Origin of the sequence: Streptomyces sp. AM8-1-1, from assembly GCF_032229325.1 — a bacterium.
Taxonomy (GTDB): domain Bacteria; phylum Actinomycetota; class Actinomycetes; order Streptomycetales; family Streptomycetaceae; genus Streptomyces; species Streptomyces achmelvichensis.
Map to the genome: position 1 here is coordinate 6,224,995 of NZ_CP135086.1, position 17,937 is coordinate 6,242,931.

20 protein-coding genes are annotated in these 17,937 nt (G+C 72.1%); 12 read left to right on the forward strand and 8 right to left on the reverse strand.

The window, feature by feature from the left end:
- Window positions 1-6 precede the first annotated feature (6 nt).
- Window positions 7-480: a pyridoxamine 5'-phosphate oxidase family protein gene (locus RPQ07_RS27735; RefSeq protein ID WP_313946932.1), complete on the forward strand. Its 474-nt coding sequence runs from the start codon at window positions 7-9 to the stop codon at window positions 478-480.
- A 3-nt stretch (window positions 481-483) separates the two neighbouring features.
- On the opposite strand, the gene RPQ07_RS27740 is transcribed toward RPQ07_RS27735, so the two are convergent.
- Window positions 484-1,491 carry an acyl-CoA dehydrogenase family protein gene (locus RPQ07_RS27740; RefSeq protein ID WP_313946933.1) on the reverse strand — a complete coding sequence of 336 codons (1,008 nt, stop codon included), beginning with the start codon at window positions 1,489-1,491 and terminating at the stop codon, window positions 484-486.
- Complete coding sequence (locus tag RPQ07_RS27745) at window positions 1,491-2,630, reverse strand: acyl-CoA dehydrogenase family protein (RefSeq protein ID WP_313946934.1); 1,140 nt, start codon at window positions 2,628-2,630, stop codon at window positions 1,491-1,493. Before RPQ07_RS27745 ends, RPQ07_RS27740 begins: the two co-directional genes overlap by 1 nt.
- A 46-nt stretch (window positions 2,631-2,676) precedes the next feature.
- On the opposite strand from RPQ07_RS27745, the gene RPQ07_RS27750 reads away from it, so the two are divergent.
- The 6 genes from RPQ07_RS27750 (at window position 2,677) to RPQ07_RS27775 (ending at window position 8,162) form a co-directional block, all read left to right on the forward strand.
- Window positions 2,677-3,465, forward strand: a complete 789-nt coding sequence (locus RPQ07_RS27750; protein WP_313946935.1) for an SDR family oxidoreductase — start codon at window positions 2,677-2,679, stop codon at window positions 3,463-3,465.
- A gap of 28 nt (window positions 3,466-3,493) precedes the next feature.
- Window positions 3,494-4,105, forward strand: a complete 612-nt coding sequence (locus tag RPQ07_RS27755; RefSeq protein WP_313946936.1) for a TetR/AcrR family transcriptional regulator — start codon at window positions 3,494-3,496, stop codon at window positions 4,103-4,105.
- Window positions 4,106-4,122: 17 nt separating this feature from the next.
- Window positions 4,123-5,280, forward strand: coding sequence for an acetyl-CoA C-acetyltransferase (locus tag RPQ07_RS27760; protein ID WP_313946937.1), 1,158 nt, complete (start codon window positions 4,123-4,125; stop codon window positions 5,278-5,280).
- A 187-nt stretch (window positions 5,281-5,467) separates the two neighbouring features.
- Entirely contained in the window at window positions 5,468-5,965 is a 498-nt protein-coding gene (locus tag RPQ07_RS27765) for an SRPBCC family protein (RefSeq protein ID WP_313946938.1), read from the forward strand.
- 229 nt (window positions 5,966-6,194) lie between these two features.
- A complete protein-coding gene (locus RPQ07_RS27770; protein ID WP_037915390.1) occupies window positions 6,195-6,398 on the forward strand; it encodes a cold-shock protein in 204 nt (67 codons plus the stop codon).
- Between the two features lie 96 nt (window positions 6,399-6,494).
- Complete coding sequence (locus tag RPQ07_RS27775) at window positions 6,495-8,162, forward strand: DEAD/DEAH box helicase (protein WP_313946939.1); 1,668 nt, start codon at window positions 6,495-6,497, stop codon at window positions 8,160-8,162.
- A 9-nt stretch (window positions 8,163-8,171) separates the two neighbouring features.
- On the opposite strand, the gene RPQ07_RS27780 is transcribed toward RPQ07_RS27775, so the two are convergent.
- The 4 genes from RPQ07_RS27780 to RPQ07_RS27795 are packed head-to-tail and all read right to left on the reverse strand — an operon-like array spanning window position 8,172 to window position 11,576.
- Window positions 8,172-9,239, reverse strand: coding sequence for an NAD(P)H-dependent flavin oxidoreductase (locus RPQ07_RS27780; RefSeq protein WP_313946940.1), 1,068 nt, complete (start codon window positions 9,237-9,239; stop codon window positions 8,172-8,174).
- A complete protein-coding gene (locus RPQ07_RS27785; RefSeq protein WP_313946941.1) occupies window positions 9,239-9,982 on the reverse strand; it encodes a CoA-transferase subunit beta in 744 nt (247 codons plus the stop codon). Before RPQ07_RS27785 ends, RPQ07_RS27780 begins: the two co-directional genes overlap by 1 nt.
- Window positions 9,979-10,830 carry a CoA transferase subunit A gene (locus RPQ07_RS27790; protein WP_313946942.1) on the reverse strand — a complete coding sequence of 284 codons (852 nt, stop codon included), beginning with the start codon at window positions 10,828-10,830 and terminating at the stop codon, window positions 9,979-9,981. Before RPQ07_RS27790 ends, RPQ07_RS27785 begins: the two co-directional genes overlap by 4 nt.
- Entirely contained in the window at window positions 10,827-11,576 is a 750-nt protein-coding gene (locus RPQ07_RS27795; protein WP_313946943.1) for an enoyl-CoA hydratase family protein, read from the reverse strand. The genes RPQ07_RS27790 and RPQ07_RS27795 overlap by 4 nt, the downstream gene beginning before the upstream one ends.
- Before the next feature lie 56 nt (window positions 11,577-11,632).
- Between RPQ07_RS27795 and RPQ07_RS27800 the strand changes: the two genes are divergently transcribed.
- The 4 genes from RPQ07_RS27800 (at window position 11,633) to RPQ07_RS27815 (ending at window position 14,233) form a co-directional block, all read left to right on the forward strand.
- The gene (locus tag RPQ07_RS27800) at window positions 11,633-12,415 is read left to right on the forward strand and encodes an SDR family oxidoreductase (protein WP_313946944.1); all 783 of its coding nucleotides are present in this window, start codon (window positions 11,633-11,635) and stop codon (window positions 12,413-12,415) included.
- Entirely contained in the window at window positions 12,412-13,293 is an 882-nt protein-coding gene (locus RPQ07_RS27805; RefSeq protein ID WP_313946945.1) for an SDR family oxidoreductase, read from the forward strand. Before RPQ07_RS27800 ends, RPQ07_RS27805 begins: the two co-directional genes overlap by 4 nt.
- Before the next feature lie 118 nt (window positions 13,294-13,411).
- Window positions 13,412-13,828, forward strand: coding sequence for a ribonuclease (locus RPQ07_RS27810; protein WP_313946946.1), 417 nt, complete (start codon window positions 13,412-13,414; stop codon window positions 13,826-13,828).
- A gap of 18 nt (window positions 13,829-13,846) precedes the next feature.
- Complete coding sequence (locus RPQ07_RS27815) at window positions 13,847-14,233, forward strand: barstar family protein (protein ID WP_313946947.1); 387 nt, start codon at window positions 13,847-13,849, stop codon at window positions 14,231-14,233.
- 106 nt (window positions 14,234-14,339) lie between these two features.
- Here RPQ07_RS27815 and RPQ07_RS27820 read toward each other — a convergent pair whose 3' ends face one another.
- Window positions 14,340-15,932 carry a HEAT repeat domain-containing protein gene (locus RPQ07_RS27820; RefSeq protein ID WP_313946948.1) on the reverse strand — a complete coding sequence of 531 codons (1,593 nt, stop codon included), beginning with the start codon at window positions 15,930-15,932 and terminating at the stop codon, window positions 14,340-14,342.
- A gap of 23 nt (window positions 15,933-15,955) precedes the next feature.
- Window positions 15,956-16,858 (reverse strand): hypothetical protein, encoded by a 903-nt coding sequence (locus RPQ07_RS27825; protein ID WP_313949048.1) that lies wholly within the window; start codon window positions 16,856-16,858, stop codon window positions 15,956-15,958.
- Window positions 16,859-17,099: 241 nt separating this feature from the next.
- Here RPQ07_RS27825 and RPQ07_RS27830 point away from each other — a divergent pair, with 241 nt between their 5' ends.
- Window positions 17,100-17,852 (forward strand): serine protease, encoded by a 753-nt coding sequence (locus tag RPQ07_RS27830; protein ID WP_313946949.1) that lies wholly within the window; start codon window positions 17,100-17,102, stop codon window positions 17,850-17,852.
- Window positions 17,853-17,937 lie beyond the last annotated feature (85 nt).

Genomic DNA, 17,937 nt, shown 5'->3' on the forward strand with positions numbered 1-17,937 from the left:
GGACGCATGACCTCATCCACGTGGGCCGGCTTCCATGAGGCCGAGCCCGAGTTCGCCGCCACCGTGCGGAGCCGTTTCGAGCGCTACAAGCACCATGTCCTCGCCACCCTGCGCAAGGACGGGGCGCCGCGCGTGACCGGGCTGGAAGTGACCTTCCGCAGCGGGGAGTTGTGGCTCGGCATGATGCCGGACTCCCGCAAGGCGCAGGATCTGAAGCGCGATCCGCGCTTCGCCGTGCACGCCAACCCGGGACCCGACGACTCCATGGACGGTGGCGACGTACGGATCTCCGGACGGGCGCTGGAGGTGACCGACCCCGCGCAGATCGCCGCGTTCGTGGCCGAGGTCGGGCCGCCGGAGCCGTTCCATCTCTTCCGCGCCGAGCTCGGCGAGGTGGTCCGGACCTCCGTCGAGGGACAGGAGCTGGTCGTGCAGTCCTGGAACCCGGGCGGCTCGCTGCGGACCGTCCGGCGCCGCTGAACGTCACGTACGGCCGGCCAGCACCTCCGCCCGGCAGCGGGCGGGGGCGCCCCACGCGTCCCGCAGCGGCCGGGCCTTGCGCAGCCACAGCGCGAGGTCCAGCTCGTCCGTGTACCCGACGGCGCCGTGCAGTTGCAGCGCCGTGCCGGCCGCCGCGTACGCTGCCTCGCCCGCGGTGACCTTCGCGGCGCAGATGTCCGCCGGAGCCAGGGTGAGCGCGGCTCCCTGGAGCAGCGGCCTCGCGAACTCCAGCCCGATCAGCGTGTCCGCGAGCCGGTGCTTGACCGCCTGGAACGAACCGACGGCGACGCCGAACTGGGTGCGCTGCTTGACGTGGGCCACGGTCTGGTCGAGGAGGGCGAGCCCCACGCCGAGTGCCTGCGCGGCGGTGAGCAGCCTCGCCAGCGCGGCCGCGCGATCGGCGGCGGCGGCCACATGCGGACCGCTCGCGAGAATCTCTCCGCCGGCCAGCGGGGCGGCGAGACGCCGGACCGGGTCGGCGGAGACCCGCAGGGGCCCGTGCCCGGGCGCACACCGCAGCCGGGCCGCGCCGCCGTCCGCCGCCTCGGGTTCGACCACCAGCAGCACGTCCGCCGCGTCGGCGTCCAGGGCGTACGTGCCGTGGCCCGCCACGGTCAGCGTCGCCGTCTCGTCCCCCGCCACCAGCCCCGGCAGCAGGCGCTTCGCCGGTGCCGCGTCGCCCAGTTCGGCCAGCTGCGTCAGCAGGACCGCCGCGCCGGCCGTCTCCACGAGCGGTCCCGGCACGGCCGCGCGGCCCAGCTCCGTGAAGGCGAGAGCCAGCTCGACCGGGAGCGGGCCCACGCCGTCGTACAACTCCGGTGCCGCGAGCGCGAAGAGGCCCGCCTCCGCGAGCCGGGACCACACCGCCCGGCCCGGCGCACGATCGCCCGCGGCCCAGGCGCGGGCCGCCGACGGGACGTCCGCCGCGGTCAGCATCGCGTCCAGCGAGCGGACGAAACCGAGCTGTTCGGAGGTCGGCGTCAGATCCATCAGCGGCGGCCCTTCGGAAGGCCGAGCAGCCGCTCGGCGATGATGTCGCGCTGGATCTCGTTGGTCCCCGCGTAGATCGGTCCCGCCAGCGAGAAGAGGTGGCCCTCCGCCCAGGCCGTGTCGGACAGTTCACCGTCCTCGCCCAGCAGGTCGAGCGCCGTCTCGTGCAGGGCGATGTCGTACTGCGACCAGAACACCTTGTTGAGACTGGACTCCGCGCCGATGCTGCCGCCCTGCGCGAAGCGCGAAGCGCCCGCCCACGTGAACAACTCGTAGGCCCGCGCGCCGATCACCGCGTCCGCGACCCGGTCCCGTACGCCCCGGTCCTCGCCCCCCTCCCGCCACTGCCGTACGAGACGGTCGGCCGCGGCCAGGAAGCGGCCGGGGGAGCGCAGTGTGAGGCCCCGTTCGTTGCCCGTCGTGGACATCGCGATCCGCCACCCCCGGCCCGGCTCGCCGATCACGTCCTCGTCCGGCACGAAGACGTCGTCGAGGAAGAGTTCGGCGAAGGCGGGCTTCCCGTCGAGCCGGCCGACCGGCCGGACGGTCACCCCGGGCGCCGACAGGTCGAACATCAGATACGTCAGCCCCTGGTGGGGCCGGTCCGCCCGGGGATCACTGCGGAAGATGCCGAACGCGCGGTCCGCGAACGCCGCCCGGGACGACCAGGTCTTCTGGCCGTTCAGCAGCCAGCCCCCCTCCGTCGGGACGGCCCGCGAACGCAGCGACGCGAGATCGGAACCGGCCTCGGGTTCGGACCATGCCTGGGCCCAGACGACCTCGCCGCTCGCCATCGGGGGCAGCACCCGGGCCCGCTGCTCCTCGGTGCCGTGGTCGAAGAGGGTGGGCGCGAGGAGGTTGATGCCGTTCTGCGAGACCCGCCCGGGTGCGCCGGCGGCGTAGTACTCCTGCTCGAAGAGCAGCCAGGCGAACAGGCCGGCGCCCCGGCCGCCGTACTCCCTCGGCCACGAGACGACCGACCAGCGGTCCGCGTGGAGCCGCGCCTCCCAGGCGCGGTGGGCCGCGAACCCTTCGCGTGTCTCCAGGGACGGCAGCGGGCGCTCCGGCACATGCGCGGCGAGCCAGTCGCGGGCCTCGGCCCGCAGGGCCTCGTCCTCGGGGGAGTGCTGCAGGTCCATACGCGTATCCTTCCCTAACAAGTGTTTGGTAGGTTAACGTGCCGGTGTGACGGACAACAGGGCTCAGTACGTACCGGGCCACGGCCTGCTGAAAGGCCGTACCGCCGTGCTCACCGCCGCGGCCGGCGCCGGGATCGGCGGAGCGACCGCCCGCAGGTTCCTGGAGGAGGGCGCGCGGATCCTGATCAGCGACGCCCACGCGCGCCGCCTGAAGGAGACGGAGGCCGCGCTCGCCGCGGAGTTCGGCGCCTCCGCCGTCTCCTCCCTGCCGTGCGACGTCACCGACGAGGCCCAGGTGCAGGCGCTGTTCGACCGCGCGGCCGAGGAGCACGGCGGACTCGACATCGTCGTCAACAACGCCGGCCTCGGCGGTACGGCCGAACTCGTCGACATGACCGACGAGCAGTGGGACAGCGTCCTCGGTGTCACCCTCACCGGCACGTTCCGCTGTACCCGCGCCGCCCTGCGTGCCTTCCGGGCGGGCGGGAACGGCGGAGCGATCGTCAACAACGCGTCCGTGGTGGGCTGGCGGGCCCAGGCCGGCCAGGCGCACTACGCCGCCGCCAAGGCCGGGGTCATGGCGCTCACCCGCTGCGCCGCCGTCGAGGCCGCCGCCTACGGCGTACGCGTCAACGCGGTCGCCCCCAGCCTCGCCATGCACCCCCATCTGGTGAAGGTCACCTCCGCCGAGGTGCTGGCCGACCTGACCGCCAAGGAGGCGTTCGGCCGGCCCGCCGAGCCGTGGGAGATCGCCAACGCCATCGTCTTCCTGGCCAGCGGCTACGCCTCGTATCTCACCGGCGAGGTCGTCTCCGTCAGCAGCCGCCATCCGTAGCCCGCCGAGAGCCCCCGACAATGACCGTGTGCCGAACAAGAAGAAGAACCAGGTGACCCCCTCGCCCGAGCGCCGGCGTGAACTCCTCGCCCTCGCCGCCGAGGTGTTCGCCGCGCAGGGGTACAACGCCACCACCGTCCGCAGGATCGCGGACGAGGCCGGGATGCTCGCCGGCAGCCTCTACTACCACTTCGATTCCAAGGAATCGATGGTCGACGAGATCCTCTCCACGTTCCTGGACGAGCTGTGGCAGGGCTACGACAGCGTCCTCGCGGCCGGCCTCGGCCCGAGGGAGACCATCGAGGCCCTCGTCACCGAGTCGTTCCGGGAGATCGACCGGCACCGGGCCGCCGTCGCGATCTACCAGAAGGAGTCCCGGCACCTGGCCGCGCAGCCCCGCTTCCACTACCTCACCGACTCGCAGCAGAAGTTCGAGAAGGCCTGGCTCGGGACGCTGGAACGCGGCGTCGCCGACGGGGTCTTCCGCGCCGACCTGGACGTCCGGCTGACCTACCGGTTCGTGCGCGACACCGTGTGGGTCGCGGCGTCCTGGTACCGGCCCGGTGGACAGCACGGTCCCGAGGAGATCGCCCGCCAGTATCTGTCGATGGTGCTGGACGGAATCGCCGTACGTCAGTAACCGACCGAGGAGTTGTCATGGGCGAGGCCTACATCGTCGAAGCGGTACGGACCCCGGTGGGCCGGCGCAGGGGAGGCCTCGCGGGTGTCCACCCCGCCGACCTGGGCGCGCATGTGCTCACCGCCCTGATGGCCCGGTCCGGCGTCGATCCGTCGGCCGTCGAGGACGTCGTCTTCGGCTGTCTGGACACCGTGGGTCCGCAGGCCGGCGACATCGCCCGGACCGCGTGGCTCGCGGCGGGGCTGCCCGAGGAGGTGCCGGGCGTGACCGTCGACCGGCAGTGCGGCTCGTCCCAGCAGGCCGTGCACTTCGCGGCCCAGGCGGTGCTATCCGGCACCCAGGACCTGGTGGTGGCGGGCGGCACCCAGAACATGTCGATGATCCCCATCGCGTTCGCCTCCCGTCAGGCGGCCGGTCCACTCGGACTGACCGAGGGCCCCTTCGCGGGCAGCGAGGGCTGGCGGGCGCGGTACGGCGATCAGCCGGTCAACCAGTTCCACGGCGCCGAGCTGATCGCCGCGAAGTGGGGCATCACCCGCCGCGACCAGGAGGAGTACGCCCTTCGCTCCCACCGGCGCGCGGTCCGGGCGATCGACGAGGGGCGCTTCGCGCGCGAGACCGTGGCGTACGGCGACGTGAGGGTGGACGAGGGCCCCCGCCGTGACACCACGGTGGAGAAGATGGCCGGCCTGGAACCCGTGATGCCGGACGGCACCATCACCGCGGCATGCTCCTCGCAGGTCTCGGACGGCGCCGCGGCGATGCTGGTGGCGAGCGAGCGGGCCGTCCGCGAGCACGGTCTGACGCCGCGGGCCCGCATCCACCATCTGTCGGTGCGCGGCGAGGACCCCATCCGTATGCTCTCCGCCCCGATCCCGGCGACGGCCCACGCGCTCAAGAAGACCGGCATGTCGATCGACGAGATGGACCTGGTCGAGATCAACGAGGCCTTCGCCCCCGTCGTCCTGGCGTGGCTGAAGGAGACGGGAGCGGACCCGGGCCGGGTGAACGTCAACGGCGGCGCGATCGCGCTCGGCCATCCGCTCGGCGCGACGGGGGTGCGGCTGATGACGACGCTGCTCCACGAACTGGAACGCACGGGCGGCCGCTACGGCCTCCAGACGATGTGCGAGGGCGGCGGCCAGGCGAACGTGACCATCGTCGAACGGCTCTAGTGCCGCTCCCGGCAAGCTTTGCCCTGTCGCGGCACCAGGTCCTGGCCGGGGCCCCGTCCGCGCTCCCGCCGTCGCCGGGGCGGGCTGCGCCCGGACGACCGATGAGTTCCGCCTCGCCGCGCCGTCTCCATGGTGTGAGCTTCCCCTTCCGCGCCTGCGGGAGGCCCGGGACGAGACGACGAGGAGCGTGGACACCGTGCCCGAGGAGAACGTGAGCGCCACCCTGACCGTCGCCGTGCCCCCCGCCAGGGTGTACGCGGTGCTGGCGGACCCGACGACCCACGCTTCGATCGACGGCACCGGCTGGGTCCAGGCAGCCGTCGACCCGGTGTCACTGACCGACGTGGGGCAGATCTTCCGGATGGACATGTACCACCCCGGACATCCGGACGGTGACTACCAGGTGTTCAACGAGGTCCAGGTGGCCGACCCGCCGCGCGCCATCGGCTGGCGGACGGGGTACGACCCGAAGGGCGACGGCCATCTGGAGTTCGGCGGCTGGTTCTGGCGGTACGACCTGACGCCGCTGGGCCCGTCCGGGACCGAGGTGACGCTCACCTACGACTGGTCCGCCGTGCCGCAGTCCGTCCGGGAGTACCTCCGCTTCCCGCCCTTCGGCCCCGATCACCTCGGCAACTCGCTGCGGCATCTGGCCGAGATCACCGGGCCGACGCCCCTCCCATGATTCCGCCGCGTGATCAAGAAACGGCCGTGCCTGCGAGCCATTCAGGAAGGGGCATGCTACGGTTACTGTGTTGCAGTTTTGGTACCCATGAACTTTGTGTGCGCCTGACGGGATGCTTCCGCAGGCGCATATTTTGTTTGCCGGTCTTTTCCGGATGGGGGTCAATGCGGCGATGGGAAATCCACGAGGTGTGGATTTCCGGCTTGCCCCTCGTTTTAGGAGTAATGACATGGCTACTGGAACCGTGAAGTGGTTCAACGCGGAAAAGGGCTTCGGCTTCATCGAGCAGGACGGCGGCGGCGCCGACGTCTTCGCCCACTACTCGAACATCGCCACCCAGGGCTTCCGTGAGCTCCAGGAGGGCCAGAAGGTTTCCTTCGACGTCACGCAGGGCCAGAAGGGCCCGCAGGCGGAGAACATCGTCCCGGCCTGAACCGTCGGCGCGTGACTCCTAGCCGGGGCCCGCACCCTCAAGGGTGCGGGCCCCGGCTTGTGCGTGCTGTCCCGAGGCCCAGGAAGGCAATACCGCATGACTCGCTCCGATCGACCGGCCGGCCAGGACCGTCCGGCACGTCAGGACCGCCCGGCGCGCCCGGCCCGTAAGCGCACGGCTGATTCCCGTGGCTCCGGCTCCGGCAGGCCCGCGGCAAAGACAGCGGGCAACGGCTCGCGAAAGAACCCCGGCAAGGGCCCCGCCCGCAAGGCGGCTCCCCCGCAGGAATTCGCGCTGCCGGAAACCGTAACCCCGGCGCTGCCCGCCGTTCACGCATTCGACGAGCTGGACATGCCGGCCGCATTGCTGAAGACCCTCGTGGCCCAGGGACTGACCGAGCCTTTCCCCATCCAGGCGGCGACCCTGCCGAACTCGCTCGCAGGCCGTGACATCCTCGGCCGCGGACGCACCGGTTCGGGCAAGACGCTGGCCTTCGGGCTCGCGCTGCTCGCCCGTACCGCCGGCCGCCGTGCCGAACCCCGGGCGCCCCTCGCGCTCGTCCTGGTGCCGACCCGCGAACTCGCGCAGCAGGTCACCGACGCGCTGACCCCGTATGCGACCTCGGTGCAGCTGCGGCTCACCACCGTCGTCGGCGGGCTGTCGATCTCCAAGCAGGCGGGCTCGCTGCGCCGCGGCGCCGAGGTGCTCGTGGCCACGCCCGGCCGGCTCAAGGACCTGATCGAGCGCGGCGACTGCTCCCTGGACCGGGTGTCCATCACCGTCCTCGACGAGGCCGACCAGATGGCCGACATGGGCTTCATGCCCCAGGTCACGGCGCTGCTCAAGCAGGTCGAGCCGGACGGTCAGCGGATGCTCTTCTCGGCGACGCTGGACAAGAACATAGACCGGCTCGTCCGCATGTTCCTGACCGATCCCGTCGTGCACTCGGTCGACGCCTCCGTGGGAGCCGTCACCACCATGGAGCACCATGTGCTGCATGTCGCGGACGAGACCGACAAGAAGGCCGTGGCCACCCGTATCGCGGCCCGCGACGGCCGGGTGATCCTCTTCGTCGACACCAAGCGTGCCGCGGACCGCTTCGCGAAGCGGCTGCTGGCCAGCGGCGTCCGGGCGGCGGCACTGCACGGCGGCCGTTCACAGCCGCAGCGCAACCGCACCCTGGACCAGTTCAAGAACGGGCAGGTCACCGCGCTGGTCGCGACCAATGTGGCGGCCCGTGGCATCCATGTCGACGATCTCGAACTCGTGGTGAACGTCGACCCGCCCGTCGACCACAAGGACTATCTGCACCGCGGCGGCCGTACCGCCCGCGCGGGGGAGTCCGGCAGCGTGGTCACGCTGGTGCTGCCCGAGCAGCGGCGTGAGATGACGCGGCTGATGGCGGACGCCGGCATCAGCCCGCAGACCGCCCGGATCAAGTCGAGCGACGAGGAACTGAGCCGGATCACCGGCGCTCGCGAGCCCTCGGGTGTCGCCGTCACCATCGAGGTGCCGGAGCAGGCTGCCCAGCAGCAGCGGCCCCGTCAGACGCAGGGCCGGGCGCGCAGTGCCGGCGGAGGCCGCCGGGGCGGGCAGGCCCGTGAGGGCGGCCGGACCGGTCAGGGAGGTCAGGCCCGCCAGAGCGGTCAGTCCCGGCAGGGCGCATCGGCCCGTCAGGGCGGCCAGGCACGCCAGGGTCAGGCAGGCGGCCAGGCCGCAGGCCGCCAGCGCACGGCGCAGAGCAGCCGTCGCAGGGCAGCCTGAGCGCGATTCTCAGGGACGACCGGGGCCCGGCAGTGCATCGAGCACCTGCCGGGCCTCGGCCATGACCCGGTCGACGAGCTCCGCACACGTGGGCAGATCGTCGATGACCCCCGCGACCTGACCCGACGCCATCACCCCCAGGTCGGTGCGGCCCTCCACCATGGAGGCCCGCAGCAGCATGGGTGTGTTGGCGGCGAGCAGCACCTGGCTCCACGACAGTTCCCGGCCGTGCTTCATGGCCAGGCCGTCGCGGAGCATCCGTGACCAGCTCAGACCGGACAGTTTCCGGAAGCCCGCCGCGTGGCGGACCGCCCGGGCCAGGGTGCGCGTACGGCCGTGCCGCTCCAGCGAGTCGACCAGGTCCGTCCGCAGCATCCGGTGCGGCAGTCCGTCAACGGCCGTCGTCACCGTCACGTCCTTCACGGACGCCGCGAGATACTTCGCCTTCACCGCGTCCGGAACCGTCGACTCGGCGGTGAGCAGGAACCGTGTGCCCATCGCGATGCCCGCCGCACCGTACGCGAGCGCCGCCACCAGACCCCGTCCGTCGCGGAACCCGCCGGCCGCGATCACCGGGATGCCGACCGCGTCCACGACCTGCGGCAGCAGCACGGTGGTGGCGACATCGCCGGTGTGGCCGCCGCCCTCGCCGCCCTGCACGATCACCGCGTCCGCGCCCCAGGCGGCCACCTTTTCCGCGTGCCGTCGCGCCCCGACCGACGGGATCACGACCACCCCCGCGTCTTTGAGCTCGGCGATCAGCTCCCGCGAGGGCGCGAGCGCGAAGGAGGCGACCCGTACACCCTCCTCGACGATGATCCGCACCCGCTCGCGCGCATCTCCCGCGTCGGCGCGGAGGTTGACCCCGAACGGCGCGTCCGTGCGGGCGGAGACCTCGCGCACCGCATGGCGCAGCTCGTCGGTGGTCATCGTCGCCGAGGCGAGGATGCCGAGTGCTCCCGCCTCCGCGGCCGCGGACACCAGCCGCGGGCCCGCCACCCAGCCCATCCCGGTCTGCACGATCGGATGGCGTACACCCGTGAGCTCGGTGAGCGCCGTCCGGACACGGCCCGTCATCAGGCCGGGACCTCGCGGTCCCGCAGTCCTTCCGGGTCGATCACCTCGCGGATCAGCCGCAGTTCGTCCTCGGTCGGCTCGCGTGTGTACGGGACGTCGTCCGGGACCGTCAGCGCGAAGCCGGTGGCCTCCCCCACCCGGTCGAGCGTGACACCGGGGTGCAGGGAGGCGAGCCGCATCGAGCGGTCGGGGGTGGCGAAGTCGAAGACGCCCAGGTCGGAGACCACGCGCGGGATGCGGTGGAACCGGGTGGCACTGGGGCCGGCGGCGGCAGCGTTGTCGTGACCCACCCCGCACACCACGTCGACCTTCGGCACGAAGACCCGGGCCGAGTGCTTGGGCACCCAGTAACTCACCGGGTTGTTCAGGGTGTTGACGGGCGCTCCGCGGACGCCCAGGAGCTGGCGCGTGGGCTGCCGCCAGTCCCCGATGCAGGAGATGTTCTGGTTGCCGAAGCGGTCGATCTGGCTCGCGCCCATCATGACGTGCCGTCGGCCGCCGGTGACCATGGCGAGGTGCTGACGGTAGGGCAGCCAGCCCTCCACCGTGCCGTCCGGGCCGACGAGCATCGCCTCGCCGTCGGTGAGCAGGAGGCCGGGCGAGAAGGTGCGCCGGGCCAGCCGGGCCCCGACCGAGGGGATCAGCCCCATCGGACTGGCCAGGATCTCGCCGTCGCCGCGCCATGCCTCGGCGCAGGCGACGACGCAGTACTCGGCCCGGGAGACGGTCCGTGTGGGGGTCACTGCTGCTCCTTGTGCCAGGCCTGTACGGCGCGTTGGTAGTCGCTTTCGCCGGCCCCGGCCAGGAAGCGTCCCGCGAACTCGTCCCAGGGCGTGCCGGCGTACATCCGCTGGAAGGCCTCGTCGCGCCCGTGGTCGGGGGCGCAGGAGGTGAAGTGCGCGCCGTTCGGGGCCTCCACCACTCCGGTGACCGCGTGCCGGGCGACCAGCAGGGTCTGCGGGGCCGCGTCCTTGGTGAGCTCGGCCGTCTCCACCAGCTGGTCGCAGGAGACATACGCGGCGTCGGCGGACTGGCAGAACAGATCGTCGAAGTAGGGGTCGGGGCCCAGGTACTGGCCGTTGCCCTGGCGGTCGGCCCGGTTCAGATGGACGAGCGCGGCATCCATGCGCAGCGCCGGCACGGCGACGAACTCCTCGCCGTCCTCGTAGGGCGAAGTGACGGTACGCAGCTCGGGGTTGACCCGCATGACGTCCGATCCGAGGCCCGCCCGCACCGGAAGGAAGGGCAGCCGGTTGGCGGCCGCGTGCAGGCCCCACATGAACATCGCCTCGTCGATCTCGGTGAGGGCGAAGTCGCCCCGCTGGCGGGCGGCGCGGTAGTGCGGTTCGAGCGGGATCGAGTCGAGGGTGACGAAGGGTGTGACCAGCCGGCCGATCCGGCGGGCGGCGGCGAGCATGCCGACGTCGGGGCCGCCGTAGGAGATGACGGTCAGATCGGTGATCTCGGAGCGGAGCAGTGCGCGCACCAGCGCCATCGGCTTGCGGCGCGAGCCCCAGCCGCCGATCCCGATGGTCATGCCGCTGCGCAGGCGCCCCACCACGTCCTCGGGCGTCATGGTCTTGTCGGTCACGGCTGCGGTTCCTTCCCGAAGGTGTCGCGGACGCGGTCGGCGACACCGCTGAGACCCGCCTCGAAGGTGAAGCCCTGCTCGAAGCGGTAGCTGCGGCGTACGTCGACGGGATCGATGCCGTTGATCGCCGCCTTGGCCAGCCGGATGAGGGTGCCGTCCTTTTGGGCGATCTCCCGGGCCAACTCCACCGCCGTGTCCTGGAGTTCGCCGCGCGGCACGACCTTCCAGACGGAGCCGTGGTGGTGCAGTTCGGCGGCCGTCGCGGTGCGCGAGGTGTAGTACAGGGCGCGCATCAGATGCTGCGGAACCAGGCGGGCGAGATGGGTGGCGGCGCCGAGCGCGCCGCGGTCGAGCTCCGGCAGCCCGAACGTGGCGTCGTCCGAGGCGACGATCGCGTCCGCGTTGCCCACCAGTCCGATGCCGCCGCCGAGGCAGTGACCGTGCACCGCGGCGACGACGGGGACCTCGCACTCGTACACGGCGGCGAAGGCCTCGTAGCAGCCGCGGTTGGCGCCGATCAGGGTGTCGTGCCCGGGGTCGCGCTGCATCTCCTTGATGTCGACGCCGGCGTTGAACCCGCGGCCGGTGGCGGTCAGCACCACACAGCGGGTCGCGGGGTCCCGGCCCGCGGCGCGGACGGCGTCCGCGAGGTCGTACCAGCCCTGCACGGGAAGGGCGTTGACGGGTGGGAAGTCGGCCGTGACGCGTGAGATGCCCTTCTCGGGGCTTGTGGTGGAGACACCCATGAGAGGATCAGCTACCTTTCCACCAAACATTTGTTAGGTGAGGAAGGTAGCAGCCGATGGAGCTGGACGGGAGGGTCGCCGTCGTCACCGGCGGCACGCGGGGCGTCGGCGCGGGCATCGCGCGGGCCTTCCTGCGGGCCGGCGCCCGGGTAGTGGTCTGCGCGCGCAGACCGCCCGAAGTCCCGCTCGACGGAGCCGAGTTCGTGCCCGTGGACCTGCGCGAGGCCGAGGAGGTGGCCGGCTTCTTCGACGATGTGGCCGCCCGGTACGGCCGCCTCGACACCCTCGTCAACAACGCCGGAGGCACCCCCCACCGGCTGCTCGCGGACGGCGCCGCCGCACGTCACGCACGGGTCGTCGAGCTCAACCTCGTCACCCCGCTGACCGCGTCCCTCGCCGCCCACGACCACCTCAGGGCCGCCCGGGGCTCGATCGTCATGATCGGCAGCGTCAGCGGCGGCCGGCCCTCGCCGGGCTCCGCCGCGTACGGAGCGGCCAAGGCCGGGCTGGAGAGCCTGGCCCGCTCGATGGCCGTGGAGTGGGCGCCGGACGTGCGGGTGAACACGCTCGTCCTCGGCATGGTCCGCACGGAACTGTCCGGGCTGCACTACGGGGACGAGGAGGGGATCGCCGCGGTGGGCCGTACGGTCCCGCTCGGCCGTCTCGCGGAGCCGTCGGACGTCGGCGACGCGGCCGTCTTCCTCGCCTCGGGGCGCGCCGCCTACATCAGCGGTGCCTCGCTGCTTCTGCACGGAGGCGGGGAGCGCCCCGCCTTCCTCGATGCCGCGACGGTCAACAGGGAAACGGTCCACGACGGTCGACAAGGAGACGTGAGATGACGGGAATCTGTGCGGAGCGCGTGGTCGTCGTCACCGGCGCCGGACGGGGGCTGGGGCGGGCGCACGCCCTCGCCTTCGCCGCCGAGGGCGCCCGGGTCGTCGTCAACGACCTGGGGGCGGGCCTCGACGGCGCAGGCGCATCGGCGGGTCCGGCGCAGCAGGTCGTCGACGAGATCAGGGCGGCCGGCGGCGAGGCGGTGGCGCACAGCGGGGACATCGCGACCGGCGAGGGCGCCGCCTCCCTCGTCGCCGCGGCTCTGGAGACCTGGGGCCGGCTCGATACCCTGGTCAACAACGCGGGCTTCCTGCGCGACCGCATGCTCGTCAACCTCGACGAGGACGACTGGGACGCCGTGATGCGGGTGCACGGCCGGGGGCACTTCCTGCCGCTCAAGCACGCCGCCGCGCACTGGCGCGCCGAGGCCAAGGCCGGACGGCCGGTGGCGGCGCGCATCGTCAACACCACGTCCGGCGCGGGGCTGTCGGGCAGCGTCGGACAGGGCAACTACGCGGCGGCCAAGGCCGCGATCATCGCTCTGACGCTGGTCGCGGCGGCCGAGCTGGGCCGGTACGGGGTCCAGGTCAACGCCATCGCCCCGGCGGCCCGCACCAGGATGACCGAGGAGACGTTCGCCGGCCTCACCGCGCTGCCCGAGGACGTGTCACCCCTCGTCGTCTGGCTGGGTTCGGCCGCCGCCGAGGGGGTCACCGGCCGGGTCTTCGAGGCGGAAGCCGGAAGGATCACCGTGATGGAGGGCTGGCGGCCGGGTCCGACGGCCGACAAGGGGGGCCGCTGGCAGCCGTCGGAGGCGGGCGACGCGGTACGGAAACTGCTGGCGGACGCCGAGATTCCGCAGCCCGTCCACGGCGCCCGATGACCGGTTCGCAGACCCTCCCCACACCTTCGTGTCCACGAATCCACCCAGGTTAATTCGCAGAAAACACCGAGGAGTTCGCCTTGACGCGTGCATGTCTACGCGCGTCATGATGGCCGACATGCGAATCCCCCCACGAATCGCCACGCTCGGCGCAGCCGCCGCTCTCGCCTCGACCCTCCTCATCGGCGGGCAGGCCACGGCCACCACCTACACCCCCACCCTCACGGCTGCCCCCACAGCAGCCGCCGCGGTCGGTGACATCTGCTACTCCGACCTTCCGCCCCAGGCCCACGACACGCTCGAACTCATCGACGCGGGCGGGCCGTTCCCCTACCCGCAGGACGGCACGGTCTTCCAGAACCGGGAAGGCATCCTGCCGTCGCACTCGACCGGCTACTACCACGAGTACACCGTCAAGACGCCGGGCTCCTCCGACCGCGGCGCACGCCGCATCGTCACGGGCGAGGCGTCGCAGGAGGACTACTACACCGCTGACCACTACGCCTCGTTCGACCTCGTCGACCACGGCTGCTGACCGGCTATCCTCCGCCCCGTGACCAAGACCTATGTGATCGACGGGGCGGAGGTCACCGGCCTGGACAGCTTCTGGCGGGTGATCGGCGAGGCCGTGAACGGGCCGGACGGGTACTTCGGCCGCAACCTCGACGCCTTCGCCGACTGCCTCAGCGGCGGGATGGGCACGCCCGACGACGGCGACTACCGCATCGAATGGCGCGACCACGAGAGTTCCCGCCGGGCCCTCGGGTACCCGGAGACGGTACGTCAGCTGGAGCTGCGGCTCGCCCGGTGCCATCCGTCGAACAAGGCGGCCGTCGCGCAGGAACTGGAGCGCTCCCGAGCAGGCGAGGGGCCGACCGTCTTCGACGAACTGGTCGGCATCATCGAGGAGCGCGCGCCCGGAGTGCTACGGCTGCTGTGACGTCGTGCGTCAGCGCACGCGGGACCGTCCGTGGGACTCCCGTCCGGCGCTCGGCCTTCTGCGTCAGGGGTCGTCTCTCCCATGCCGGCTGCTGTGACCTCGTGCGTCAGCGCACGCGCGGGACCGTGCCCTCCAGTCGGCGCCTGACCGTCTCGTCCTGGATCAGCTGCACCGCCTCCGCCGCGGCTTCGTGCGCATAGCCGTCCGGGTCCCCGTCCGCCAGTATCCGTGCCAGTACCGGGACCGCCCGCGGGTCCTGACGCCTCGCCAGCCCCTGTGCGGCCTCCGCCGCGGTGTCCGGGTCGGGGTCCTCCAGCCGGGCCGCCAGCGTCTCGCGGATCTCGGCCGTGTCGCCGCCGAGGTGCGCCAGCGCGGTGGTCGCCCAGTCCCTGACCCGGTCGTCCGTGTCACGGCTGAGGGCGATCAGCGCCTCGGTGCCCTCCCGGTGACCGTCCGGCACCAGGCCGAACAGCGAGAGCGCCACGTCGTGGCGCACGGCCGCGTCCGGGTGTCCCGCGTGGCGCAGGATCTCCGGCAGGGCGGCCGGATCCCCGTGGTGGCCGAGCCCGAGGACGGCGGCCCGGATCAGCTCCTCGTCCCGTGCCTCGCGGGCCAGTTCGCGCAACAGCGGCAGGGCGCGTGCGGCGAAGGGACGGTGCGCCGCGGTGCCGGCCGTCCCCGCGGCAGCGCCCGCGCCCGCATCCGTATGCCCACCCGCACCCGCACGTGTATGCGCACCCGCGTCCGGCTCCGGGCCCGCCGGGCCCAGCTGTGCCAGCACCTCCGCGGCGAACGCCTGCCGCATCGGGTCGTCGCTCGCGCACCACGCGGCCGCCGCCTGGAAGGTCTCCTCGTCGCCGCGCCTCCACAGCGCCAGCACCGCCTCCACCCAGTCGTCCTGGTCCCGGTCCCCGCAGCGCAGCGCGCGCTCGGCCAGCGTCGCGTACGGCGTCTGGATGCCCAGGTCCTCCTCCAGGAGGGTCGCGATCGCCGCATGTCCGGTCTGCTGCTCGTTGCCCGCGACCGGCTTCCCCTCGCGCAGCACCTCGACCACGACCGTCACGCCGCCGTCCTCCTCGACGCGGCGCGCGACCGTCTGCGCCCCGTCGCCGTACGCCTCCAGCAGCCCGGCGCGCAGCTCCTTCTCGACATCACGCGCCAGCCAGGCGCGGGCCTCGTCGAGTGCCGCCTGCCGTGCGCCGGCACCGTGCCGCAGCAGCGCCCTGACGGTACGGGGCGAGCCCCGGCGCGCGGCCAGGACCAGCGGGGGTTCGCCCCCCGGCGACGGCAGATCGGGGTCGGCGCCGTGGTCGAGCAGCGCCTCGACCGTCGCCGCGTGCCCCAGCTGCACGGCCCAGGTCATGGCGGTGAAGCCGAAGGCCTCCGCGGTGTCCGGCCGGGCTCCGGCGGCGATCAGTGCCAGCACCACGTCCGTGTGACCGCCGACCGCGGCTCCGCACAGCGGCAGGTCCCCGCCCTCGTGTCCGCTCAGCCGCTCGGGTTCGGCGCCGGCCGCCAGCAGCAGCCGTACGATGCCCAACTCGTCGCTCACGGCCGCCCGGTACAGCGGTGTCTGTCCGTCCTCGTCGGTCGCGTCGGCGGGAACTCCCGCCCGCAGCAGCCGTACGACGGCGTCCTCCGCGCCCTCCCACACGGCGTCGAAGAGCTGCTGGACGGATGCTTCCGGCTCGTACGTCATCCCTCGAGCCTACGGAGAACCGTTCAGGTGTCGCATTCCAGAATCGTCCGGCACAGACCGCACCGGGCGCGCACCCGGCCGCGCACGGCGATCCGGATGCGCTGGTGGCAGGTGGGACACGAGAACGAGACACGCAGGCCCTCGGGGCCCTGCTCGAAGGCGTACCCCGTCGCGCCGGACTCCGGGTGCGGAGTCGCTCCGGCGTGCTCACGCGCATACCGCCGGTCCTTGGCATAGCGGTGGCGGCCCGTCCATCCGGCGGTGGTCAGCGGCGGCTGCTGCGCGTCGCGCAGCGCCTGCGCCTTCCCCTTGGTATATGCCGTATAGCCCTGCGGGCTGGTGAACCACGGTGAGGGGTCCTCGTCGAAGACGAGTGACCGCTTGGCGAGGACATAGCCGAACTCCTCGGGTGTGAGGTACCCGAGTTTCTGACTGGAAACGCTGTCCTCGCGGAACGCGTCGAGCAGCAGCCAGCCCGCACCGAGATAGGTGGTGGCGGTGTCGGTGAGGATCTCGTTGTCACGAGTGCCGGGGAAGGAGAGACCGAGCCGGTGGAGCAGGACATGCATGATCTCGTGGGCGAGGGCCGCGCCGATGTCCCGGCGGTGCGTACGGAACCGGTCGTTGAGCTCGATGAAGTATTCGGGTCCGGCCGTCAGTTCGACGCTCGCGGCGTGGGTCATCTCGCGGAAGCTGACGATCATCCGCGCGTCCGGCAGCCGGAAGTGATGCACCAGGGCCCGGGCGACACGCTGGGCGCCCAGATGGAGGTCGTCCTGATCGGCGAAGGCCACGTCGGCCGGCAGGACGCTCGGGGCGTAGGAGAGCACGCCCTCGGACGAGAGCCGTCGGTGCAGGGCGGTGATCGCCGCCCGCACGGTGTCCAGGTGCGGATAGCCGTGTACGACCTCGCTGTCCTTCGCCACCACGTCCCGTACCCCCCATGCACGATGGTCGGCCGGGATCAACTCTACGGGGAACGGGCGGTGAATCCGCGCTGGTGGCGTGGCTGAAAACTGCTCCTTGTGGCGCACCTGACACACTCCCCATAATCCGGATCACGTCTTGTCGGGCCCATGTCAGTTGCGTGCCGCGGCTGCCTGGATCCGGTGCCGGCGTAAGTCTGAACCCCCCACGAAAGGCAGTCCGTTGAAGCAGCTTCTCCGCATGGTCAAGAGATGCGCCGCCGCCGGCGCTGTCGTGCTGGCCGCTGTCAGCCTGCAGCCCTCCTCGGCCTCGGCCGCGCAGCCGCCCGTCGTCGGCGGTACCCGCGCCGCCCAGGGCGAGTTCCCCTTCATGGTCCGGCTCTCCATGGGCTGTGGCGGCGCTCTGTACACCCAGCAGATCGTCCTCACGGCCGCGCACTGTGTCTCCGGCTCCGGCAACAACACCAGCATCACCGCCACCGCCGGCGTCGTGGATCTGCAGAGCGCCAGCGCCATCAAGGTCAAGTCCACCAAGGTCCTCCAGGCCCCCGGCTACAACGGCACGGGCAAGGACTGGGCGCTGATCAAGCTGGCCAAGCCGATCAATCTCCCCACACTGAAGATCGCCGACACGACGGCGTACAACAACGGCACCTTCACGGTCGCCGGCTGGGGTGCGGCCCGTGAGGGCGGCGCCCAGCAGCGCTACCTGCTCAAGGCGCAGGTGCCGTTCGTCTCGGACGCCTCCTGCAAGCAGTCCTACCCGAGCCTCGTCGCCGGTGAGGAGATCTGCGCCGGACTCCCGCAGGGCGGCGTCGACACCTGCCAGGGCGACTCCGGTGGCCCGATGTTCCGCAAGGACAACAACAACGCCTGGATCCAGGTCGGCATCGTGAGCTGGGGCGAGGGCTGCGCACGGCCCAACTACCCCGGTGTCTACACCGAGGTGTCCACCTTCGCTGCCGCCATCAAGTCCGCGGCCGCCACGCTGTAGCAACCGAGCAGGTCCGGCCGGGTCCGCCACGGGCCCGGCCGGCCACTGAAGTCCCGTGAAGCAGGGGCAGGTGCCGGACGCTTTA